The sequence below is a fragment of the Salinimicrobium terrae DSM 17865 genome (genome assembly GCF_000424665.1).
In the GTDB taxonomy this organism is placed as follows: Bacteria; Bacteroidota; Bacteroidia; order Flavobacteriales; family Flavobacteriaceae; genus Salinimicrobium; species Salinimicrobium terrae.
Window position 1 is genome coordinate 76,099 of the sequence record NZ_AUKI01000017.1, and the last position, 23,657, is coordinate 99,755.

The following is a 23,657-nucleotide window of genomic DNA, read 5'->3' on the forward strand; positions in this document are numbered from 1 at the left end:
GAATGTTTCAGGATATACTGGCTGCAATACCTTTAGGATTTTTTCTTGCTTTTTTACTGGGGCCGGTATTTTTCGTACTCCTGGAAACCGCTGCTATTAAAGGTTTTAGAGCTGCAATCTCATTTGATCTCGGAGTTGTTTTTGCTGATATTGTTTTTCTTATAGTAGCTTATTTAAGTACCACAAAACTATTGAACAGGATCAAGGATGATCCGGCGCTTTTCATTTTTGGAGGAGGTATTTTGATTACCTACGGAATCATTCAATTTGTGCAGAATAAAAAGATTTTACCGCACGAAGAAGTTCCTGAAATCCAGAAACTCAACAAAAGAGATTACTTGGGACTGGCAGTCAAAGGATTCCTGCTTAACTTTATTAACATCGGGGTTCTTGGGTTTTGGTTGGGACTTATTATTGTTTTTGGTCCTCAATTGGAAATGGAAACCAACAGAATGGTCGTCTTCTTTGGAACTGTCCTGGGGACGTACATCATAATTGATATTTTTAAGATCCTGGCGGCTAAAAAGCTTAACCAAAAGCTTACTCCCGACCGCATTTATAATATCAAAAAGATAATTAGTATAATTCTAATAGTATTTGGTGTATTTTTAGTTGCTCAGGGCCTCGTTCCACAGGAAATGAACCAAATCCAGGATCAGATTGATAACATTACACCTGAATCTGGTGCTTATATTCAATACTTAGAATAAAAGAATCCAAAAATGGTATTTTTGAGAGGTAATTAGGGAAACTTCAAAAAATCAAGCACCAAATTCCAAAGGAAATTTACCAATGGGCGAATGACCAAAAATACTTTCCTAATATGGCATTTTGAAGAGGTAACTTCGAATTTCCGACCTATAATATAATGCCAAATAAGATTTTAAAATAAACTCAAAAGAAAAAGGAAGTCTTTGACTTTAATAATCCAGTCTTGCCTCTGAAACCTTCTTCCTTTGTTAAAGACAAAAACGCCCTTTAAAAAAGGAGCTTTTAGAGAGGCATCGAGCGTCACGATGCTTCGGGAGAACCGCTGTACGCCGTTAGTAAATTATTATAAATTCTTTTTAAATAAAAAAGCCCCTTAAAAAAGGAGCTTTTAGAGAGGCATCGAGCGGATTCGAACCGCTGTACGAGCTTTTGCAGAGCTCTGCCTAGCCACTCGGCCACGATGCCGTTTTTGTTACGGAAGGCAAATGTAATAAAATTTCTTTTTTCATAGGCCTGCCTTTTCGCCTACTTTGGCAATTTATAAGAAATTATCTGCTTTTACTTCTTCTTACGGTGACCATAGCTACGTTACCACCTATGGGAGGGTTTATTTTTGACACATCAACTGTTACCTTTTGCACTATGATAAGTTCCTCAAGAACCCGATTAAGGATTCTCTCAGCCACCGTTTCCAGTAATTTTGATCGTATCGCCATTTCTTCCTTCACGATCTTGTTTAAATGCACGTAATCAATAGTGTCTTTTAGAGCATCGGTTTTCGCAGAAAGTGAAAGATCTCCGTTCACTTTAAGGTCCACTCTGTAATCACTGCCTATCTGCTCCTCTTCCTTCAGGCATCCATGATAGGCGAAAACTTTTATGTTTCTCAGCTTTATACTTCCCAAAACTAATTTTTTGCGAAGATAGGAACAATTCAGAAGACAGGCATCTAGCGGCGGAATTGATGTTTATTTTCTTTAATTTTGCCTCCTTAAGATGATTCCAGAAACTATGGCTGAAGAAAAACGATCCCTCAATTTTATTGAGCAAATAATCGAAGAAGACTTAAAAAATGATTATAAAAAAGAGGAACTCCAATTCAGGTTTCCACCAGAACCAAATGGGTATCTTCATATTGGCCACGCTTCGTCTATATGCCTCAACTTCGGGTTGGGAGAGAAGTACAATGCACCGGTGAATCTTAGATTTGACGATACCAATCCAATTAAAGAAGAACAGGAATATGTTGACGCTATTAAACACGATGTGGAGTGGCTTGGCTTTAATTGGGCAAAGGAATGTTATGCTTCAGATTATTTTCAGCAGCTCTATGACTGGGCGGTGTTAATGATAAAATCCGGTGATGCTTATGTCGACAGTCAGCCTTCCGAAGCTATTGCCGAACAAAAGGGAACTCCTACTCAGGCGGGAAAAAACAGTCCTTACCGGGAGAGATCTGTAGAAGAGAACCTTGAACTCTTTCAGAAGATGAAAGATGGAGAGACAAAGGAAGGAGAGCACGTATTGAGGGCCAAAATAGATATGGCTGCGAAGAACATGTTGATGCGGGATCCTGTCATGTACAGGATTTTGCATCGAAAACATCATCGTACGGGCAATGACTGGATGATTTATCCGCTATACGACTGGGCTCACGGGCAAAGCGATTTCATTGAAGCTGTTTCTCACTCTTTTTGTACACTGGAATTCTTGCCACACAGGGAACTTTATAACTGGTTTCTCGAAAAGGTTAGTTTTGCGGAAGATTTTAGACCAAAACAACGAGAATTTGCACGTCGTAATCTTAGCCATACTATAGTAAGTAAAAGAAAGCTTCTACATCTTGTGGAGAAAGGAATAGTGAAATCCTGGGATGATCCCAGAATGCCTACTATTTCCGGACTTAGGAGAAGAGGATATACTCCGGAATCTATCCGGAAATTCGCTGAAACAATTGGAATTGCAAAAAGGGAAAATATAATTGATGTTTCTCTGTTAGAATTTTGTATTCGGGAAGATCTTAATAAAACGGCACCTCGGGTAATGGCTGTTTTAGATCCTGTAAAGGTGGTTATTACTAACTATCCTGAAGGGGAAGAGGAATGGCTCGAAGCCGAAAACAATCCTGAAGATGAAAGCGCAGGCTCAAGAGAAGTACCTTTTTCTAAAGAATTGTTTATTGAGCAGGAAGATTTTAAAGAAGAAGCTAACCGTAAGTTTTTTAGGCTCACTCTTGGAAAGGAAGTAAGGCTTAAGAACGCTTATATTATTAAAAGCGAGAAAGTGATTAAAAATGATGCAGGAGAGATCACAGAGATCCACTGTACCTACGATCCAAAGAGCCGAAGCGGCAGCGGTACCGAAGAATCCATGCGCAAGGTTAAAGGAACCTTGCACTGGGTTTCCGCAAAACATGCAATTGAGGCAGAAGTAAGGCTGTACGATAGATTATTTAGTGTAGAATCACCCGATGCCGATAAGAAAAAAGATTTTCTGGATTTTCTTAATCCTGAATCCTTGAAAGTTATCACCGCATTTATTGAACCCAGCCTTAAAAATGTTGAACCTTTGGATAATTTTCAGTTCCAAAGATTAGGATATTTTAACGTTGATAAAGAAAGTTCAGAGCAGCATATTGTCTTTAACCGTACGGTAACATTGAGGGATTCCTGGGGAGGCAAAGAATAATGTCCGTAATTATGGTATTTCCAATTAAGAATAATTTAGCATAGGATTTTAGATATTAACCGGTTATTAACAGCGGTACAGCCCTCATTGAAGTATATTTGGTTGTAGTATTAATCTTAATAACAACGAATATCATGGCAAAATCAGGAAGTACATTTTTAGCATTGCTAACAGGGGCAGCAATTGGAGCCGGCCTTGGAATGTTATATGCCCCTGAGAGTGGAGAGGAAACCAGGAGAAAACTTGGTGATAACGCGAGAAGAACTCAGGATGATTTAAATAAGCGATATAAGGAGACCTCTTCAAATCTCAGTCAAAAGGCAAAGAAAGCAAAATCAGATTTTGAGCAGAGACTTGAGGAAACTTTATCTTCAGCAAGTTATAAAGCGGATGAAATTCTGAGCAGCCTTGAAACTAAGCTTGATGAGCTTAAAAGACAGAACGCTAAATTTCAGAAGGATCGACAGAGTCTTTCCGATTCCAACACCAATACTGGAAGTGGATCCAAAGCTAACAAAGACAATGCTGATATTGATTCGTCTGTAGCATCCAAAGGAAGTAAGAACACAGGTAGTGCTACAGTCTAAATCTTATGGCATTCGAAAGAATATCTGAAAATTTAAAGGAATTAAACGAAAACATCAAAAACTTCGCACAAAGTAGTGCGGAGTATTATAAGCTGGATTTGTTTAATAAAACCATGAAAGGAGCTACTGCCACCATTAAAGGTGTGGCAATAGCTTTTTTTGGTTTATTTTTTTTACTTTTCCTGTCCATTGCTATCGCTATAGCTTTAAGCAACTGGCTGGATTCTCCAAGTAGCGGATTCTTTATTGTAGCGGGACTATATCTTCTTTTCGCTCTTTTCTTCGTTTTCTTTGGCAGTAAATTACTTATGAAAGCATTATTGCCACCTGCCTCTAAAAAATTCTTTGAGGAGCCCAAAAAAAGACCTAAAAAGACTCATCCCGAATTTACTGAACAGGTAGATTACAAGACAGATGAGGTCATAATTAAAGAAAAAGAAAAAGTCTCAGTTCAGGAAGAAGATACGGTCATTATTGAAGAAAAAGACGGAATTACAATTAAGAAAAAATAATGAGAGAATATAAAAATTTTAAGGAAATAGAAAGAGACCTTAAGCTTCTTGAGCTCCAAAAGGAGATTGATAAAGAAAAGGTATTCCTTAGCTATAACATGACTAAAGAAAGCCTTTCCCCTAAACGTATTCTCAAAAGTGCGGCTGGCAGTATCTTCAAAAATTCAATGATTCTAAAAGGAACCACCTCTGTTCTTGGTTATATTGGTGATAAATGGAAATAATTATTCCTCCACATTGTCCTCATTGTTCTCCTGTTTAGGAAGTTCCGGAGGTATGTGTCTGTTCTTACGTGCTTCTTTTTCCTTTCTTTTCTGCTCCCTGAGAGCATTTTCTTTTTTCATAGCTTCTCCAATTTGATTTGAAGCAGTGAAAGATGCGATCATATTATTAAGCATATCGCTTCCCGTTTGAGGGGAATTAGGTAATAAAATAAGGTTACTTTGTGTTTCCTCTCCAAGAGATTGTAGAGTGTCGTAATGTTGGGTAACTACAATAAGGGCAGAGGCTTCCTGTGAATTGATTCCTACATTGTTTAGTACATCCACACTTTCTTCCAAACCTCGGGCGATTTCACGACGCTGGTCTGCAATTCCCTGACCTTGAAGACGTTTGCTTTCTGCTTCTGCACGGGCCTTGGCAACGATCTTGATCCTTTCTGCTTCGGCTTCATATTCTGCAGCTACTTTTTCCCTTTCTGAAGCATTAATGCGGTTCATGGCCGCTTTTACCTGTACATCGGGATCAATGTCGGTTACGAGAGTCTTAATGATGTCGTATCCATATTCTTCCATGGCTTCATTTAATTCCCTTTTTACCGCTATTGCGATATCATCTTTTCTTTCAAAAACATCATCCAGTTTCATCTTTGGAACTTCCGCACGAACAACGTCAAATACGTAGGAGGTTATTTGATCATGGGAGTTTTCAAGTTTGTAGAAAGCGTCATAAACCCTTGCTGCGATCACCTGAAATTGGACGGAGATCTTCAGTTTTACGAATACATCATCTTTTGTTTTTGTTTCTACCAGTACATCCAGTTGCTGTACCTTTAAGTTAATTCTACCTGCTATTTGGTCTATAATTGGGACTTTAAAATGCAGTCCGCTGTTACTTATACGCTGGAATTTTCCAAAACGTTCAAGAATTGCTGCAGTTTGTTGTTTTACTGTGAATACTCCGGAAAAGAGTATTATTAACCCAAAGACTACGAAAAATGCGGTTAAAACTGTGGCTATCATTTGGTGAAGATTAATTTTAACGAAAGATATAAAATTAATCTCCTACATTTAGTCCCTCAAAAATAAATTCCTACTTATGAATTTGAAGAAAATCTTCTTTATGGCAGGTGTGGTGTTATTCTCCTTTCAGGCGAATGCTCAACGTGAAATTTGGGATGGACAGTATAACAGGCTGGGATTACAGGCTGGTGCCAATTACTTTAATATAGCAACAAATGACCTGCCGGTGACACCTAAGGTGAGCTGGACAGCGGGTTTTACTGCCCGGGCCTCTTTTTATGAGGACTTTCAGTTTATATATGGGATCAATTTTTATGATTTTCAGCTGGACATAGACGGCAGGAAAAAAGTCGAACTTACCACGCCTTTGCAGGCTATAGAGTATAGTATGGTTGGGGTACAAGGTAGTTTTCTGGGAAGTTATAAGCTCCTTGACCACCACCTAAGCATCGAGGCAGGACCGGTATTACAGGTGAATGGAAGGCTTGAGCCAAGACAGGATAAAGAACTTTGGTATCTGGCCAACTATAATATTCAGGCGATTGAAATTGAAAAAGTGACCCCCGTTAATGTAAACTTTGCGATTGGAGTTAGCGGCGGATTTGAAAAAGTGAAGTTCTGGCTACAATATCAATACGGGCTTAATAATATGCTGAAAGGTCTTGAAGATGAAAATCTCCAGGAAAAAGATGCGGGATTTACAAACCCAAAAGGCCATCTGAGTATAGTTGCTACCGGTATTACAATGTTCCTGTAGTCTGGTAGAAACTAAAATGAGAAAAGCCATTTTTGAAACCTTTCAAAAATGGCTTTTTTTATTATACATTCTTTAAAACTATAGTTTCTCTTGCGCTGTTCTTAATCTGGCAATGGTTTCATCCTTTCCAATAGCGGCAGCAATGTCAAATACATCGGGACCCTGCATTGCACCAACAAGAGAAAGCCTGAAGGGCTGCATTACCTTTCCGAAACCTATTCCTTCGGAAGTTATCCACGATTTCACCTTTTCCTGAAGGTTTCCTGCACTAAAATCTTCAGTTTCTTCCACAATCGAAATAACAGAATCCAAAACTTCAGAAGTATCTTCTTTCCAGGCCTTTTTTACAGCCTTTTCATCATAGTTTTCGGGTGCAGTGAAGAAGTAGCTCCCCAATTCCCAGAAATCGCTTAAAAACGTCACTCTTTCCTTTAGAAGGGCAATTACCTTGGCAACATATTCTTTATTTGAGTTCACACCTTGTTCTTTTAACAGCTCGAGGAAATCACCGGCCAGTTCCTGATCCTCGGCCTGCTGCATATAATGATGCTGAAACCATTTTGTTTTTTCTGGATCAAATTTGGATCCGCCTTTAGAAACATGCTCAAGGGTAAAGGCTTCTGTAAGTTCTTTTAAATTATAGATCTCTTTTTCGGTTCCGCCGCCGGCATTCCAGCCTAGAAGGGCAAGCATATTAATTACAGCTTCAGGAAAATAATCTTCTTCCCGGTAGCCGGTAGAAATGGCACCCGACTTTGGATCTTTCCATTCCAGCGGGAAAACGGGAAAGCCCATTTTGTCTCCGTCACGTTTACTTAATTTTCCTTTGCCCTGGGGCTTTAGAATAAGTGGGAGGTGGGCAAATTTAGGAGCAGTCCAGCCAAATGCTCTATACAAAAGGACGTGCAATGCAAGGGAAGGCAGCCATTCTTCTCCGCGTATCACATGCGTGATCTTCATGAGATGATCATCCACAATATTTGCCAGGTGGTAAGTGGGCATCCCGTCACTTTTAAAAAGCACTTTATCATCAAGGATTTTAGTTTCAATAGTCATTTCGCCGCGAATCTCATCCTTTAGATGAAGCGTTTCATCTTCGGGACTCTTAAATCGTATAACGTAAGGTTCTCCTGCTTCTATTTTCTGCTTTACTTCAGCCTCAGAAAGCGAAAGTGAATTCTTCAGCTTTTGGCGATTGTGCCAGTTGTAGATAAAAGTCTTTCCTTTAGCCTCATGATCCTCCCGGTGCTTGTCTAATTCTTCGGTCGTATCAAAAGCGTAGTACGCATTTCCGGAAGCGAGAAGTTTCTCAGCATATTCCCTGTAAATATATTTGCGCTCACTTTGACGGTAAGGACCGGCATCTTTTTCCTTTCCGGGGCCCTCATCAAAAGGAATGTTGCACCAGTTGAGGGATTCGATGATGTATTTCTCAGCTCCTTCCACATAACGGGCCTGGTCTGTATCTTCTACGCGAAGAATAAAATCTCCGTCGTGTTTTTTTGCAAACAAGTAGTTAAAAAGAGCGGTTCTAACTCCTCCAATATGTAACGGCCCCGTAGGACTCGGCGCAAAACGCACCCTTACTTTTTCTGTAGACATAACGCTGGTTTTATTATGCAAAGATAAAGGATTCTTTAGGTTATCGAAATGGCACTGAATATGTGGAGGTTGGAATACAATCTCGAATAAAATTGTAATTTTATGAGATTGAAAAAGGGGATGAGCATGGATAATTTTGAGATTTTACGAAAGAAGCTGGAGGCGTTCATAAAGAAGTTTTATCTCAACGAACTTCTAAAAGGCTTCATATTTTTTGTAGCCATTGGGTTGCTGTATTTTATTCTAACACTTTTTATTGAGCACTTGTTCTGGCTCAATTCTACGGGCCGTAGTATTTTGTTTTGGAGTTTTGTGGCGGTAGAGGTCTTTCTCTTCGGAAGGTTTATCGTCTATCCACTGCTGAAGTTGTTCCGCATCTCCCGAGGAATCGATTACACCGATGCTTCAAAAATTATTGGCCGCCATTTCCCCGAAGTCAATGACAAACTCCTGAATTTACTGCAGCTCAACAACAATGATCGAAAAACAGATCTGCTTATTGCTTCTATTGATCAAAAGGCCGGGGAATTACGCCCTGTACCTTTTTCTATGGCTGTAGATCTGCGGAAAAATGTACCATACCTTAAATATGCTGCCATTCCTTTGATCATTATTATACTCGTGGTGCTTTCGGGAAGAACTGAAGTCTTTTCGGGGAGTTATGAGCGGGTGGTTAATTATAAAACGGCTTATGAACCGCCTGCACCTTTTTCTTTTCAGCTGCATAACGATCAATTGCAGATCAAAGAAAATGAGGCACTAACCATCCAGGTGAGTACCAATGGAAGAATCGTTCCCGAGGATGCCTCTGTGCAATACAACGGACAAACTTATTTTATGAAGCGGGTTTCTCCGGGCACCTTTGAGTATTCTTTCGAGCCGGCTCAAAATTCTTTCGACTTCAGTCTTTCCGCAAACAAAGTTAGCTCGGGGACCTATGAAGTTGAAATTGTAGAGGTTCCAAAAATGCGGAATTTGAGGATGATTTTAAAATATCCTGCACATACGAGGTTAGGGGAGGTGATAGTTGATGGTACCGGAAATGCTACCGTGCCCGAAGGCACATTTATTAATTGGGAGCTTGAAACCTCGACGACTAAAGAAGTTGAAATGCAATTGAATGATACTCTACAAAGATTCGAAAAACAGGGAGACCTTTTTAAACTGGAAAAGCGACTGAATTCTTCGGTAAACTATGAGATAAGTACTTCGAATGATAAAGTAAAAAACTATGAAAATCTGAACTACCAGATAAGAACCGTAAAGGATGAATATCCCGAACTTGTTCTTGAACAGCAGGTGGATTCTTTAGATATGGAAATCCAGTATTTCTTCGGAAAAGTTTCTGATGATTACGGAATTTCTGCTGTTAACCTGGTAGTACAGCCAACAGAATCTCCGGGAGAGGAGAGATTGGTGCGTCTCCCTTGGGGCAAAGGTAACATTGGTGAGTTTGTCACCAGTTTCCCCGATACTCTAAACCTTGAAAAAGGTAAAGCCTATCAGTTTTATTTCGAAGTTATTGATAATGACAGGATTAACGGTTATAAAAGGGTGAAAAGTAATCTTTTTACTTACCATAAGAAGACAGATTCTGAGGAGAAGCAACAAAGACTTCAGGAACAACAAGAAGCAATTCAGGGTATGGATGGTTCCCTGGAAAAGATGAAACTTTCGGAGAAGGAATTAGAGGAATTGTCAAGGCTTCAGAAGGAAAAGAGGGAGCTTAACTACAACGACCGCAAAAAGCTCGAAAATTTTCTTGAACGCCAAAAGCAGCAGAACCAGCTTATGGAGAATTTTACGGAAAAGCTTAAACGAAATCTGGAAGAAGAATCCACGCCTCAAAATGAAGATCTAAAAAAGAATCTCGAGGAAAGACTTTCCAACCGTGAGGAAGAGTTGGAGGAAAATGAGAAACTTCTTGAGGAGCTGGAAAAATATTCAGAGAAAATACAGGAGGAGGGACTTCAGGAAAAATTAGAAGAGCTTTCTAAAAACAACAGGAATCAGGAAAGAAGTTTGGAGCAACTTCTGGAATTGACTAAGAAATATTATGTACAGGAGAAGACTGCCAGGGTAGCAGAGAAACTGGAAGAGTTGGGAGAAAAGCAGGAAGAATTAGCCGAACAAGAAAAGGCGAATACGGTGAGTGCGCAGGATTCCATTTCAAAAGAAACGGAGGAAACTTTTGAAGATCTTGAAGATCTCCAAAAGGAAAACAAGGGGCTTAAGAAGCCACTGGAAATACCTGAAAGTAAGGAAGAACAGCAGGACATTAAGGAGGGACAACAAAAAGCGGAGGAAGAACTAAAAAAACAGAATAAGCAAGGTGCGAAAAATGAACAAAAGAAAGCCGGAGAAAAACTCCAGGAAATGAGTCAAAGGATGAAACAGCAAATGCAACAGGGAGGAATGCAGCAAATGCAGGAGGATGTTGCAATGCTGCGGCAAATACTTGATAACCTTGTAACCTTTAGTTTTGGACAGGAGGAACTTATGGAAGATTTTAAAAAGTTAGGTAGTGATAATGCTTCTTTACCGGGGAAGTTGAGGCGACAGGATCTTTTGAGAGAAAATTTTCGTCATGTTGATGATAGTTTGTATGCCCTGGCGTTAAGGAATGAAATGATAAGTGAACCAATTATAAAAAATCTTGTTGATGTAGATTACAGTCTTGATCAGACTCTGGATCGATTAGCCCAAAATGATATTAGAATGGGAGTGAGCAGTCAGCAGTATGTGGTAACAGGTGCTAACGATCTTGCCTACTTATTAAGTGACATCCTGGGTAACATGGAAGACATGTTAAGTTCCTCGTCTTCCGAAGGACAGGGGCAAGGCCAACAACTTCCTGATATTATAAAGACGCAGGGGGAACTCAATGAGAAGATGCGGGAGCAAATGCAGAAGAATGAGCAAGAACAGAAACAGGGAAAGAGCGGAGAATCAGGTGAAGAAAGGAATGGAGAGTTATTTAAAATATACCAGGAACAACAAATGTTGAGACGGGCTTTAGATGAGAAGCTAAAGGAGGAAGGAAAAGATGGTCAAGGCAACGGAGTTAAAAAGGAAATGGAGCAGATAGAAAAACAGCTTCTTGAAAAAGGTTTTGATCCCGGGGTGCTACAAAGAATGCAGCAATTGGAACACAAATTGCTTGAACTGGAAGAGGCAAAATTACAGCAGGGTAGAAAACCGGAAAGGGAATCTACAACCGGTAAGGATGAGTATATTAATGAGACTAATGCCGCCAGAGATCGAGCTAAAGAATATTTTAATACCACTGAAATTTTAAACAGACAAACCTTACCTTTGCGCCCCATTTATAAGCTTAAAGTAAAAGAGTATTTTGAACGACGAGATAATTAATTTTTATTCCGAAAATGATTTTGAACTGGAGAATATTCCTGCTCATGAAAATTGGGTGAAGAAAGTGGTGGCATCTGAAGGTAAGAAAACTGGTGAAATTAGTTTCATTTTCTGCGGTGATGAATACTTGCTGGAGATGAATCAGAAGTATCTTAATCACGATACTTATACTGATATTATCAGCTTTGACTCTTCCGTGGGCAATATCCTCAACGGAGATATTTTTATTAGCACCGAAAGAGTAGCAGACAATTCTGAATCTTATAATGTGGATTTCTCTGAAGAGCTTAAGCGGGTAATCATTCACGGAGTTCTTCACCTGTGCGGATATAAGGATAAATCCGCGGAAGAAGAACAACTAATGCGAACTAAAGAAGAGGAAAAAATGAAAATGTTCCACGTGGAACAATAGAAGGAAATTTATGTTTCAGAACGAATATGATGTTATTGTTGTAGGAGCCGGTCATGCCGGAAGTGAGGCCGCAGCTGCGGCAGCCAATATGGGCGCCAGTACACTTTTGGTGACCATGAACCTGCAAAATATAGCCCAAATGAGTTGCAATCCTGCCATGGGCGGAATTGCCAAAGGTCAAATCGTAAGGGAGATTGATGCTCTTGGAGGTTACAGCGGACTCGTAAGTGACACCAGTGCGATTCAGTTTAAAATGCTGAACAAATCAAAAGGACCTGCAATGTGGAGCCCCAGGGTGCAGAGTGATAGAATGATGTTTGCAGAGCATTGGCGTTTACGACTTGAAGCAACAGCAAATCTGGATTTTTATCAGGAGATGGTCTCTGGACTTCTTATAGAAGGAGAGAAAGTTGTAGGGGTGAAAACCTCGTTGGGATTGGTGATTAAAGCTAAAAGTGTAATTCTAACCAATGGTACTTTTTTAAATGGTTTGATCCACATTGGAGATAAACAATTTGGAGGCGGTAGGGCAGGAGAAAGAGCTGCAACCGGAATTACCGAGGAACTTGTACAATTAGGTTTTGAAGCCGGAAGAATGAAAACCGGAACACCACCCAGAGTGGATGGACGATCTTTGGATTATTCAAAAATGATCGAACAACCCGGGGATGATGTACCTTCAAAGTTTTCCTATTTAGACGAAACAAAACCGCTTACAAAACAGCGATCGTGTTATATGTCTTACACCTCGCCCCAGGTGCACGAATTATTAAAAGAAGGTTTTGATCGTTCTCCAATGTTTAACGGAAGGATTAAAAGTATCGGTCCGAGATATTGTCCTTCAATTGAAGATAAGATCAACCGTTTTGCCGAGAAAGACAGACATCAACTGTTTATTGAACCTGAAGGTTGGAATACTGTGGAGATGTATATAAATGGATTTTCCACTTCGTTACCCGAGGATGTTCAATTTAAAGCGCTTCGTTCAGTTGCAGGTTTTGAAAATGTGAAATTCTTTCGACCAGGTTATGCGATCGAGTACGATTATTTCCCGCCGACACAATTGAAGCACACCCTCGAAACAAAACTGGTTAACGGACTTTATTTCGCCGGCCAAATTAATGGAACTACAGGTTACGAGGAAGCCGGTTCCCAGGGATTGATGGCAGGAATAAATGCCGCTCTAAAAGTGAAGGAGAGAGAAGAATTTGTATTGCAAAGGAGTGAGGCCTATATAGGAGTTCTTATTGATGATCTTATCACAAAAGGAACTGAAGAGCCATATCGCATGTTTACTTCAAGAGCTGAATACAGAACTTTATTGAGACAGGATAATGCCGATTTCAGGCTGACCGAAAAATCATATAAAATTGGTTTGGCTTCTGAAAAAAGGATGCAAAAGATGGAGGAAAAGAAAACAAAATCGTACGCTTTTGTAAACTTCCTGAAAGAGACCAGTGTAGCTCCGGATGAGTCTAATCTTGTTTTGGAAGCAAATGATTCTGCGCCCATGAAGCAAAGCGATAAGATCTTCAAAATATTTTCCAGACCTAATATTGCCATGCAGGATGTGCGGACTTTTAGTGGAGTAGAGGAGTATATTCAGGAGAATGATTTGAATGAAGAAGTACTTGAGCAAACCGAAATTCAGGTTAAATATTCGGGCTATATTCAGAAGGAAAAGAACAATGCCGATAAACTTCACAGACTTGAAGGAATAAAAATTCCGGGGGATTTTGACTACTCCAGGATCAAATCCATGTCCTATGAAGCACGTGAAAAACTGAAGAAAGTAAAACCAACTTCTGTATCACAAGCTTCAAGAATTAGTGGGGTGAGCCCAAATGACATTTCAGTTTTGCTGGTTTATATGGGAAGGTAAAAATGTAATAGTTCCACGTGGAACAACTGCTAATAATTTTAAATGTTTCCAATAGAATTTTCTGAAGAACCCTTCCTCGTATGTAAAGATCACACAGTAAGTGGAGAGTCTTTTGAATTGAGAAAGGCAAATGATCTTGAACTCTTAGCTACTTTTCCCCGCCCTAATCTTGATAAGCTACCAGGTTATTATAAGAGCGAAGAATACATTTCACATACCGATTCAAAAAAGAGATTTCTGGATAAAATTTATCAGCAGGTAAAAAGCCTGATGCTAAAAAAGAAATTAAACTGGATCCAAAAAGGAAAAACTTCCGGAGGGAAAATTTTAGATATTGGTGCCGGAACGGGAGATTTTTTACTGGCAGCAAAAAGACGTGGTTGGAAAGTTTTTGGAGCTGAACCCGATTCAGGAGCCAGAGAACTTGCTTCAAAAAAAGGACTGGGCCTGCAGAAAGAAACTTCTTCTTTTCAAGATAATAGTTTTGATGTAATTACTATGTGGCATGTTTTGGAGCATGTGCCCGATCTTCAGGAACAGATAACAGAATTGTATCGGCTTTTAAAACCTGATGGTCTTCTGGTCATCGCGGTTCCTAATTTTAAAAGTCATGATGCGCAGAAGTATAAAGAAAACTGGGCAGCTTATGATGTGCCCCGACACCTGTATCATTTTTCCCCTTCGGCAATTAAAAAAATATTTGCCGCACAAGGTTTTTCTCTTAGCTCTCAAAAAGGACTTTTTTTCGACTCGTTTTATGTTAGCCTTCTTTCTGAAAAATATGCTTGTGGTTCGGCAAACCTTCCTCGGGCAATAATGAGAGGGGCTACTTCAAATTTTAAAGCCAGGACCACCGGAAACTTCTCTTCCCTAGCCTATTTTTTCAGGAAAACCTAAAAAACACCTTTTACAGACGTTTTAAGCCTATTCTAGACAGTGATTGGCTCTTGGGTCGGGTTTTTCCTTTTATAGCTTCATTGGGGCTCAAAAATGACATTTTTTAATAGATAATCTACATTGTAAAGTATTTAACCATATTTTATTCCTATAGTATGAGATTTTTGCCATTTTTGAAAAGGAATAGAATTGCTTTCTTACTTTTGCTACAAACTAAATAAAAATTAAAAATGAAGAAATTAATAATGGTCCTTTCGTTAGGGGCTATGTTTACAGGATGTAACAACGAAAAAACTGCGTATGTAGATACTACTGTTTTAATTCAGGAGTATTCAGAAATGAAAGAAGTGGAAGCAGATTTCAATGTGAGATCGGAAAGTTTGAAGAGAGAACTGGATTCTGCTGCACAGGCTTTTCAGCAGGAGGTAGTGGAATTCAGAGATAACATGGCAACAATGTCTGAAGCTGAAAGACAAGCTGCCCAGGACGAGTTAATGCGCAAACAACAAATGCTTCAGCAACAACAGCAAATGCGAAGTGGCCAGTTGAGACAGGAAGGGGATGTGGTTATAGATTCTCTCATCACAAAAGTAAAGGATTTTGTAAAGGCTTATGGTGAAGAGAACGACTACACCTATATTTTTGGTTCAAATGAATCTGCAAATATTATGTACGCCGAGGAAGGTCTTGATATTACTCAGGAAATCCTTGAAGAGCTAAATGAGAGTGCTGGAGTGACCAAAACTGATGCTGCGGTTACGGATTAAGAAATACATTTCTTAAGATATAAATAAAGGGTTCCACATGGAACCTTTTTTTATGCCGTTACCAGAAAGATTCCAAAAATAATGACAATGAAGTATCCTACTATGGTAAACGCACCGGCATAGTCATTTGCTACCCGTTGTCCAAACAGGAGCATAAGCAGGGTTACTGCTGCAAGAACAAGTGCCCAAAGTGCCAGGCTTGGATTGTCATTCATATAAAGGGTAAATATAGCTATTAGGGCCAGCAGTCCTGTAATGATTTCCAGGAGAAGAATAATTCCCAAAAGCAAGGAAACCATTCCTCCCATAAAAGTGCCTTTAAAGTGGCCGGTAAGCCATTCATAATTACCACTCCAGTTCATCATCTTGTCAAGACCCGACTGGAGAAAGGTAATAATGGTAAAAACCAAAATGAGGTAAACAGGGATATTTGGAATTAAATGGTCCATAAGGAACTAGTTTTTGTGAATAAGTCGGGTTAGTTTTATAGATAGGTCTGTGAGGATGATTTTGGCATTTCCATTTCTCTCGATATGGTAGACGGCATCTTCCAGTTCTTTCGTTATGCCGGTAATATTATTCCCGGTTATAAACGGAGCAAATTTGTCTAATTTAAAGCCTTTAGTTTGCGGCTCCATAAACACGAGATCTTTTGCCTTGTAATTATACATAAGAGCCTGCCTGAAAAAATCCATACAGTAGAGCAGGAATTTTTTCTGTGGCTCTCTGCCCGTTCCGGCGATCATTTCACTCCAGGCAATTAGTTCGGCTAGAGCAGTTTTATCTCCTTTAGCTTTGAAAGCTGTTCTTACCCAGGAAATAAACCATTCCTCAAATTGCTCGTCCCCCGAGTTATGTTTCAGGATGTGGAGAGCACTATTGAAGTTGCCATTAGCGCGGTGAGCAATAGTCATCGCTTTTGGCCTATCACAGTGTTCTCTAGCAATTAAACCTTCAGCAATTACTGCTTCATTAAGGGGAGGAAAGTGCAATGCCTGACATCTTGATCGTATAGTCTGTATGATATTCTCTTCTTCTTCGGTAATGAGTAGAAATAGAGTTTTTTGCGGAGGTTCTTCTATAAGCTTTAGTAATTTGTTAGCGCAGCTATCATTCATCTTTTCGGCCATCCAGATGATCATAACCTTATAGCCTCCTTCGTATGATTTAAGAGAAAGGGATTTTACAATGTCATGGGCTTCATCCACACCAATTTTGCCCTGCTTATTTTCTATTCCCAATTTCTGGTACCAGTCAAAAAGGCTGCCGTAGGGCTCCTGTTCAACAAACTGCCGCCATTCCTCGCTAAAATGAGAAGCAACAGCATTCTTTTTGACTTTATCATTATTGGCAACAGGAAAAGCGAAGTGCAGATCGGGGTGAGCCAATTTGTTCATCTTTATGTTACAGGCTTCCAGTCCGGTATTATTCTCTGAGCCCGTATTGCCGCAAAGGACGTATTGTGCATAGGCGATCGCCATAGGGAGCGTTCCGCTTCCAGATGATCCTATGAATAATTGAGCATGAGGAATCCTGTTGTTATCTACCGTTGTAGTAAGGTGATTCTTTATGTGCGGAAGGCCTAAAACTTCAGAAAATAGCATAAGCAAAGATAGAATTTCTTCACACTTTATTATCTTAGGGAAAAATTTAATTTAAGCTAAAACCAGCTATATGAAAACTATTAGCGATTATAATTTTAAAGATAAAAAGGCCCTTATAAGAGTAGATTTTAATGTTCCTCTTAATGAACAACAGGAAGTAGGTGATACCAGCCGGATTGAAGGAGCCAAGCCCACAGTCGATAAGATTTTGAATGATGGCGGCAGCGCTATTCTCATGTCCCACCTGGGGCGTCCAAAAGGAGTAGACAAAAAAAATTCGCTACGGCACATCGTAGCTAAAGTTTCAGAAATTCTTGGCGTAGATGTGCAATTTGTAGATGAATGTGTAGGGGAGAAGGCTCAACAGGCCGCTAGAAATTTGAAACCCGGAGAGGTGCTCCTATTAGAAAATCTTCGCTTTCATGCAGAAGAAGAGAAAGGAGATGTAGGATTTGCTAAAAAACTTGCTACACTGGGAGATATTTATGTAAACGATGCTTTTGGTACTGCACATCGTGCACATGCTTCCACCACTATTGTGGTTAATTATTTTAAAGAAAAAGCAGTGGGTTCTCTACTGGGAAAAGAAATTGACAGTCTTGAGAAAGTGTTGGGAAGCTCAGAAAAACCTGTGACCGCAGTTTTAGGTGGAGCAAAGGTTTCAACAAAGATCACCGTTATTGAAAATATTTTTGATAAGATCGATCACCTCATCATTGGCGGTGGAATGACTTATACTTTTACTAAAGCGCAGGGAGGTGAAATTGGAGACTCTTTGGTAGAGGAAGACAAATTGGAACTGGCACTTGAGATCCTTAGGAAAGCCGAGGAAAAAGGGGTTAAGATACATCTTCCAAAGGATTCGGTAATAGCCGATTCTTTTTCGGAAGATGCAAGTACCAAAATAGTTTTGGTAGACGAAATCCCGGATGGATGGATGGGACTTGACATAGGACCCGAGACCGTTAAAAAATATGGAGAGGTTCTTGAGAAATCTAAAACAATTCTTTGGAATGGACCTATGGGAGTATTTGAAATGCAGCCTTTTGCAAAAGGAACGATTGCTGTTGGAGAACATATTGCTGCAGCCACGAAAAAAGGTGCTTTCTCTCTTGTAGGAGGAGGAGACTCTGTTGCAGCCGTTAAACAATTTGGTTTTGAAGATAGAGTGAGTTACGTTTCTACCGGGGGTGGAGCTATGTTGGAAATGTTGGAAGGTAAAAGTTTACCGGGAATTGAAGCCTTGAAAAGGTAAAGAGGTACGATAATTGAAGGAGAAAATCACCGCTTGTTGAGAAATGACTTTATGATGAAACAAATTTTGCCAATTTTGATGCTGCTCATGTCTGTAGCTGCATTTGCCCAGGAGGTTAAAACTGAGGCAAAGAATGTTGAAGGACAGGAGTATGGAGAAACAGGCGATACCATAAGGCTTCCCGAGCAGGATTTTTTCCTTTTGCTCGATAGTGATGATGTAGATCTTGCCAATAATGTCCCCGTTCATAAGATCGTCAAAGACTCTCTTATTTTTGCCCTTTTAGATGATCCGGGGGCAGCGATGATAGATTCCCTTTGGCAACAGGAACTTTTTGAATCCAGTTTATATATGGATCTCAGAGATTCCCTGTTAAACCAGGAATACAATGATGTAGTTTTTGATGATCTACCCACAGATACGCTGAAATTAAGACTTCAAAGGCTCAATGCTAAAACACCATTTAATGTTGAATACAATCCATTGCTTGAGAACGTCATCAAATCTTACCTAAAGAGGAATAAGAAGGGAATGGAGCGGTTAATGGCTCTGAGCACTTATTATTTTCCTCTTTTTGAGCAGAAACTTGATATTTATAATATTCCACTTGAGATAAAGTATCTCGCCATAGTTGAATCGGCTCTTAATCCCCGCGCAAGATCCCGCGTAGGGGCTACTGGTTTGTGGCAGTTTATGTATCCAACAGGCAAAATGCACGGTCTGGACGTGAGTTCTTACGTAGATGAACGAATGGATCCCGTATTGGCTACTGAAGCCGCGGCTCAGTATCTTTCAACTTTGTATAGAGTTTTTGAGGACTGGGATCTGGTTTTGGCCTCCTATAATTCTGGACCGGGAAATGTTTCCAAGGCTATAAGACGGAGTGGTGGTTCTACCAACTACTGGACTTTGAGGTCTTATCTTCCGCGTGAAACTGCAGGGTATGTGCCGGCTTTTCTGGCCACCATGTATATTTTTGAATATGCTGAAGAACACGGTTTTCAGCCACCACATCCAAGAACGACGTACTTCGAGACCGATACCATCCATCCAAAGAAGATGCTTACTTTCGAAGAGATCTCACAGGTAACAGGTGTGGAAAAAGAGATGTTACAGTTCCTCAATCCCAGCTACAAACTGGATGTCATTCCTTTCCTGAAAGATGAGAGGTATAGCCTTAGATTACCCCGAAACAGGACTGGACTTTTTGTAAATAATGAAGAAGCTATTTATGGTTACACCAAGGCCTTAAAGGAACAAAAAGAGGAGAGCGAAACGGACCTTGTACAACCGGAATCTACTATAAGATATCGAGTAAGACGTGGAGATTATCTTGGAAGAATTGCCGAAAGACACGGAGTAGGAGTAAGCCAGATTAAACAATGGAATAACTTAAGAAGCAATAATCTTAAGATTGGACAAAGGCTTTTAATCTATCCTCAGAAAAATTCAGCAACAGCCGAGAGTTCCACTTCATCTCAGATTTACACTGTGAAACACGGTGATTCTCTATGGAGCATTTCCAAAAAGTTTCCGGGGGTAACCGTACAGGAGATCAAAAATTTAAACAATATGAACAGTAACCGGTTAAAGCCGGGGATGAAACTTAAACTTTCCGGCGGATAGTCTTTCCGCCTTAAATTTTATCTATGAAAAAACTTTTAGCATTCTATTCCGTTCTTTTTATTTTAACAGGATGTGGTGATGGCCAGAATGACCCGGTAATAGTATCGAACTCCTCCGGAAATATTAATAATGTTACAGTGGTCATGGAAAACGAACTTTGGACAGGTGAAGTAGGAGAAGCAGTACGACGCCATCTCGCTGCCCCTGTTGATGGCCTGCCACAAGAGGAACCGTTATTTTCTCTGAGTCAGATGCCGCCTGAAGCATTCTCAGGTTTTGCCAGAAAGAACAGGCTCTTTTTACAGGTTCAAAAAGGACAGGAGCCGGAAATAAAAATGGCAGATGATGCCTATGCCAGGCCTCAAAAAGGGGTTTTGGTCACCGGGGAGACAAATGATCAGATCATTTCCCTTATTGATGAAAATGCAGATAAGATTATTTCTACCTTTAAAAGAACTGAACTTGCCGAGCAGCAACGTCGGATCAAAAAATCCTTAAAGAACGATGAACAGCTGGAAGAGAGACTTGGGGTCTCGTTGAAATTCCCTACTGCTTACAGATATGCTAAAGAAACGGATGACTTCTTCTGGATACGAAAGGACATACCTACAGGTAGTATGGAAATTCTTGTTTATGAGGTGCCAAGACACGTTATTGAAAAGGATACCAATATTATAGGAAACATTATTGAAATGCGGGACTCCATTGGGAATACTCACATTCCCGGAAGAGTGGAAGATAGCTATATGATAACTGAAGCTGCTTATGCGCCTTACCTCTTTGAATCTCAAATCGACGGTAAATTTGCATGGGAATCGAAAGGAATGTGGGAGGTTAAAGGAGATTTCATGGCCGGACCTTTTATCAACTACGCAGTACTTGATGAAGAGAATGACAGATATGTGATTTTAGAAGGATTTGCGTTTTCACCTTCGGCAAGAAAAAGGGAAAATATGATGGAACTTGAAGCCATTCTTAGATCTGCCAAAATTCAATAGAGAACTAAAAAACCCAACTCTTGAGTTGGGTTTTTTTAAATATCAGAAAGACGATTTTTTACAATCTCTTCTTGTCTTCTTCAGATTTACTGGCAGGAGCGTCCTCTTTGGAAGCGTCTTTAAATTCTTTAATTCCGCTGCCTAAACCTCTCATTAATTCAGGGATCTTTCTTCCTCCAAACAACAACAACACAATGACCACGATTAGTATAATTTGTGGTGCTCCAATCTGTAACGGTATAAAAACTGCACTCATAATGATCAATTTAATGTGGCAAAGTTACTAATAAAACTTTGATTCATTTGTTTATGAAAGGATAAAACCTCTTTAAAATATCTTTATTATATCTTTGCCCAAGGCAGCACGTATGACCAGAAACACCGAACATAAAAGAAATTTCAGGCAAAAACTCCTGCACAAATACCGACTTGTTATTCTTAATGAAGACACTTTTGAAGAAAAAGTGTCTTTTAAACTTACTCGTCTAAATGTTTTTGTGGTGGTAACCCTGTCGGCAATATTGTTGATTGCAGGTACAACCGTGCTCATTGCCTTTACAGGCCTTAGGGAATACATCCCCGGCTACTCCTCCACCGAGCTACAACAAAGAGCTTTGCACCTGGCTTATAAAACAGATTCCCTTCAAACTGTGGTAGAGCTTAATAACCAATATCTTGGTTCCATTAAACAGGTACTTTCGGGAGATGTTAAGCCTGCAGAATTTAACCGGGATTCTTTAATGGAATCCCACAGGTTAAATGCCGAAGAGGTAAACCTGAAACCTTCAAAAGCAGATAGCCTGCTTAGGGAAACCGTAGTGCAGGAGGATAAATATAACTTTCTTGAAACTGCCACCTCCCGAGCCAACTACGCCTTGTTTCCTCCTTTAAAGGGTCCTTTTTCGGAAGGATATAACATTAAGGAGAAGCATTTCGGAGTAGACATTGTTGCTTCTCATAACGCTCCTGTAAAATCTGTGGCCGATGGGACTGTAATCTTTTCAGGATGGACTGCAGAGACAGGGAATGTCATTATCGTGGAGCACAGTTACGGGCTAATTTCTATTTATAAGCACAATTCTTCTCTCACTAAAGAGCAGGGGGACAGAGTGCAAAGAGGTGAAGTTATAGCAACAGCCGGCTCTACAGGAGAATATTCGACAGGACCTCACCTGCATTTTGAATTGTGGAGTGAAGGACGCCCCGTAAATCCAACAGATTTTATAGATTTTGAATAAATTTTATGTCAGTTAAATCATTTGCAGCCAAAATATTCGCAGCCTACGTTCGACGCCAGATTGATGTCTGGGCTACCAAACCGGTAGAGACTCAAAAAAGGGTTTTTGAAGGCCTGTTAAAGAAAGCAGCCAATACAGAGTTTGGTAAAGATCATGGATTCAGAAACATTTCGAGCTATAGGGAATATGCAGCCCGGGTGCCGGTGAGAGACTATGAAGACTTGAAACCATACGTTGAAAAGGTGGTGGCCGGAGAAAAAGATATTTTATGGCCGGGAAAACCTATTTTCTTTGCCAAGACTTCTGGAACTACCAGTGGGGCTAAGTACATTCCGCTTACAAAGGAATCCATGCCCACTCATATTGATGCAGCCCGAAATGCCATTTTGTGTTATATCAACGACACGGGGAATTCTGGCTTTGTAGACGGGAAAATGATCTTTTTACAGGGTAGTCCCGAGCTGGACGAAAAGAATGGAATTAAACTTGGAAGGCTCTCCGGCATAGCTGCACATTATGTTCCCGGTTATCTCCAACGCAATCGCATGCCGTCCTGGAAGACTAATATTATTGAAGATTGGGAAACTAAAGTAGAAGCAGTTGTTGATGAAACCGTTAAGGAGGATATGACCGTGATAAGCGGGATACCATCATGGGTTCACATGTATTTTGAAAGACTACAGGCAAGAACCGGGAAAAAAGTAGGAGAAATTTTTCCTAATTTCAATCTGTTTATTTACGGTGGTGTAAATTTTGAACCGTATCGTGCTAAATTTGAAAACCTTATTGGTCGTAAAGTTGACAGCATAGAGTTGTTCCCGGCGTCTGAAGGATTTTTTGCCTTTCAGGACAGGCAGAATGAGAAGGGAATGCTTCTGTTATTGAATTCCGGAATCTTCTATGAGTTCATAAAAGCCAATGAATTCTATTTAGATAATCCCCGGCGATACACAATAGGAGAGGTGGAACTTTACAAGAATTATGTGATGATCATCTCTACTTCCGCAGGATTGTGGGCGTATGATATTGGAGATACCGTACAATTTACTTCGCTGGTTCCGTACAGAGTGATCGTTTCGGGAAGGATTAAGCATTTTATTTCCGCTTTTGGGGAGCACGTGATAGCCAAAGAAGTGGAACAGGCGATGCAGGAAGCTACTGCCGGTACAGGAGTTCAAATCGCGGAGTTCACTGTCGCACCGCAAATAACTCCCGAAGGTGATCAATTGCCTTACCACGAGTGGTTCATAGAATTTGAAGAAGAACCCGAAGATTTGAATATTTTTGCAACAGCTTTAGACCATTCGCTTCGGCAGCAAAATTCATATTACCTGGATTTGATCGAAGGAAAGATCCTTCAGCAGTTAAAGATAAGTCGGGTTTCCGCAAACGGTTTTCATCAATATATGAAATCTATTGGAAAACTGGGCGGACAAAACAAATTACCAAGGCTCTCAAATGATCGCAAGATTGCCGAAGCTTTGGAAAATATAAAAAATAGAAAATAA

General features: G+C 40.0%; 22 protein-coding genes and 1 tRNA gene. 16 read left to right on the forward strand and 7 right to left on the reverse strand.

The features are described 5' to 3' along the window. Positions 1-2 precede the first annotated feature (2 nt). Positions 3-710: a LysE family translocator gene (locus tag H148_RS0107645; RefSeq protein WP_029034275.1), complete on the forward strand. Its 708-nt coding sequence runs from the start codon at positions 3-5 to the stop codon at positions 708-710. Between the two features lie 395 nt (positions 711-1,105). On the opposite strand, the gene H148_RS0107650 is transcribed toward H148_RS0107645, so the two are convergent. Together H148_RS0107650 and folB are read right to left on the reverse strand one after the other, a co-directional pair. After that, positions 1,106-1,176 (reverse strand) — tRNA-Cys (locus H148_RS0107650). 83 nt (positions 1,177-1,259) lie between these two features. Then, a complete protein-coding gene (gene folB / locus H148_RS0107655) occupies positions 1,260-1,616 on the reverse strand; it encodes a dihydroneopterin aldolase (RefSeq protein WP_029034276.1) in 357 nt (118 codons plus the stop codon). A 106-nt stretch (positions 1,617-1,722) separates the two neighbouring features. Here folB and H148_RS0107660 point away from each other — a divergent pair, with 106 nt between their 5' ends. The 4 genes from H148_RS0107660 to H148_RS0107675 all read left to right on the forward strand — a co-directional run bounded on the left by H148_RS0107660 (position 1,723) and on the right by H148_RS0107675 (position 4,722). Further along, positions 1,723-3,399 carry a glutamine--tRNA ligase/YqeY domain fusion protein gene (locus H148_RS0107660; protein ID WP_029034277.1) on the forward strand — a complete coding sequence of 559 codons (1,677 nt, stop codon included), beginning with the start codon at positions 1,723-1,725 and terminating at the stop codon, positions 3,397-3,399. 134 nt (positions 3,400-3,533) lie between these two features. Then, positions 3,534-3,986, forward strand: coding sequence for a YtxH domain-containing protein (locus H148_RS17475; protein ID WP_083961612.1), 453 nt, complete (start codon positions 3,534-3,536; stop codon positions 3,984-3,986). Between the two features lie 5 nt (positions 3,987-3,991). Beyond that, positions 3,992-4,498, forward strand: a complete 507-nt coding sequence (locus H148_RS17480) for a phage holin family protein (protein WP_051286302.1) — start codon at positions 3,992-3,994, stop codon at positions 4,496-4,498. Next, positions 4,498-4,722 (forward strand): DUF6327 family protein, encoded by a 225-nt coding sequence (locus tag H148_RS0107675; protein ID WP_037324827.1) that lies wholly within the window; start codon positions 4,498-4,500, stop codon positions 4,720-4,722. The genes H148_RS17480 and H148_RS0107675 overlap by 1 nt, the downstream gene beginning before the upstream one ends. Here the strand turns inward: H148_RS0107675 and H148_RS0107680 are convergent, their stop codons facing one another. Continuing rightward, positions 4,723-5,739 carry an SPFH domain-containing protein gene (locus tag H148_RS0107680; RefSeq protein ID WP_029034279.1) on the reverse strand — a complete coding sequence of 339 codons (1,017 nt, stop codon included), beginning with the start codon at positions 5,737-5,739 and terminating at the stop codon, positions 4,723-4,725. Between the two features lie 76 nt (positions 5,740-5,815). Between H148_RS0107680 and H148_RS0107685 the strand changes: the two genes are divergently transcribed. Then, positions 5,816-6,496 (forward strand): outer membrane beta-barrel protein, encoded by a 681-nt coding sequence (locus H148_RS0107685; protein WP_029034280.1) that lies wholly within the window; start codon positions 5,816-5,818, stop codon positions 6,494-6,496. Between the two features lie 78 nt (positions 6,497-6,574). Here the strand turns inward: H148_RS0107685 and gltX are convergent, their stop codons facing one another. After that, positions 6,575-8,098: a glutamate--tRNA ligase gene (gltX, locus tag H148_RS0107690; RefSeq protein WP_029034281.1), complete on the reverse strand. Its 1,524-nt coding sequence runs from the start codon at positions 8,096-8,098 to the stop codon at positions 6,575-6,577. Positions 8,099-8,200: 102 nt separating this feature from the next. Here gltX and H148_RS0107695 point away from each other — a divergent pair, with 102 nt between their 5' ends. From H148_RS0107695 to H148_RS0107715, 5 genes are all read left to right on the forward strand, one after another. Beyond that, positions 8,201-11,470 carry a DUF4175 family protein gene (locus H148_RS0107695; protein WP_245583400.1) on the forward strand — a complete coding sequence of 1,090 codons (3,270 nt, stop codon included), beginning with the start codon at positions 8,201-8,203 and terminating at the stop codon, positions 11,468-11,470. Further along, positions 11,463-11,882: an rRNA maturation RNase YbeY gene (gene ybeY / locus H148_RS0107700; protein WP_029034283.1), complete on the forward strand. Its 420-nt coding sequence runs from the start codon at positions 11,463-11,465 to the stop codon at positions 11,880-11,882. The genes H148_RS0107695 and ybeY overlap by 8 nt, the downstream gene beginning before the upstream one ends. Positions 11,883-11,892: 10 nt before the next feature. Next, positions 11,893-13,764 carry a tRNA uridine-5-carboxymethylaminomethyl(34) synthesis enzyme MnmG gene (gene mnmG, locus H148_RS0107705; protein WP_029034284.1) on the forward strand — a complete coding sequence of 624 codons (1,872 nt, stop codon included), beginning with the start codon at positions 11,893-11,895 and terminating at the stop codon, positions 13,762-13,764. A 42-nt stretch (positions 13,765-13,806) separates the two neighbouring features. Further along, complete coding sequence (locus tag H148_RS0107710) at positions 13,807-14,661, forward strand: class I SAM-dependent methyltransferase (protein ID WP_211222981.1); 855 nt, start codon at positions 13,807-13,809, stop codon at positions 14,659-14,661. A gap of 230 nt (positions 14,662-14,891) precedes the next feature. Beyond that, on the forward strand, positions 14,892-15,428 hold the full coding sequence (locus H148_RS0107715; protein WP_029034286.1) for an OmpH/Skp family outer membrane protein: 537 nt from the start codon (positions 14,892-14,894) through the stop codon (positions 15,426-15,428). A gap of 50 nt (positions 15,429-15,478) precedes the next feature. Here the strand turns inward: H148_RS0107715 and H148_RS0107720 are convergent, their stop codons facing one another. Both H148_RS0107720 and H148_RS0107725 read right to left on the reverse strand, forming a co-directional pair. Further along, positions 15,479-15,877, reverse strand: a complete 399-nt coding sequence (locus H148_RS0107720; RefSeq protein WP_029034287.1) for a hypothetical protein — start codon at positions 15,875-15,877, stop codon at positions 15,479-15,481. Positions 15,878-15,883: 6 nt separating this feature from the next. Continuing rightward, the gene (locus H148_RS0107725; protein ID WP_029034288.1) at positions 15,884-17,032 is read right to left on the reverse strand and encodes a DNA polymerase III subunit; all 1,149 of its coding nucleotides are present in this window, start codon (positions 17,030-17,032) and stop codon (positions 15,884-15,886) included. A 70-nt stretch (positions 17,033-17,102) separates the two neighbouring features. Here H148_RS0107725 and H148_RS0107730 point away from each other — a divergent pair, with 70 nt between their 5' ends. Genes H148_RS0107730 through H148_RS0107740 form a run of 3 tightly spaced genes read left to right on the forward strand, consistent with a single transcriptional unit; the run spans position 17,103 to position 20,911 of the window. Beyond that, complete coding sequence (locus tag H148_RS0107730) at positions 17,103-18,287, forward strand: phosphoglycerate kinase (protein WP_029034289.1); 1,185 nt, start codon at positions 17,103-17,105, stop codon at positions 18,285-18,287. A gap of 54 nt (positions 18,288-18,341) precedes the next feature. Continuing rightward, on the forward strand, positions 18,342-19,913 hold the full coding sequence (locus H148_RS0107735) for a lytic transglycosylase domain-containing protein (RefSeq protein ID WP_029034290.1): 1,572 nt from the start codon (positions 18,342-18,344) through the stop codon (positions 19,911-19,913). Positions 19,914-19,936: 23 nt separating this feature from the next. Further along, positions 19,937-20,911 (forward strand): DUF4837 family protein, encoded by a 975-nt coding sequence (locus H148_RS0107740; protein WP_029034291.1) that lies wholly within the window; start codon positions 19,937-19,939, stop codon positions 20,909-20,911. Positions 20,912-20,969: 58 nt separating this feature from the next. On the opposite strand, the gene tatA is transcribed toward H148_RS0107740, so the two are convergent. Next, positions 20,970-21,167: a twin-arginine translocase TatA/TatE family subunit gene (gene tatA, locus H148_RS0107745; RefSeq protein WP_029034292.1), complete on the reverse strand. Its 198-nt coding sequence runs from the start codon at positions 21,165-21,167 to the stop codon at positions 20,970-20,972. Between the two features lie 112 nt (positions 21,168-21,279). Between tatA and H148_RS0107750 the strand changes: the two genes are divergently transcribed. Both H148_RS0107750 and H148_RS0107755 read left to right on the forward strand, forming a co-directional pair. Further along, complete coding sequence (locus H148_RS0107750) at positions 21,280-22,149, forward strand: M23 family metallopeptidase (RefSeq protein ID WP_029034293.1); 870 nt, start codon at positions 21,280-21,282, stop codon at positions 22,147-22,149. Positions 22,150-22,154: 5 nt separating this feature from the next. Then, positions 22,155-23,657, forward strand: a complete 1,503-nt coding sequence (locus H148_RS0107755; protein WP_029034294.1) for a GH3 auxin-responsive promoter family protein — start codon at positions 22,155-22,157, stop codon at positions 23,655-23,657.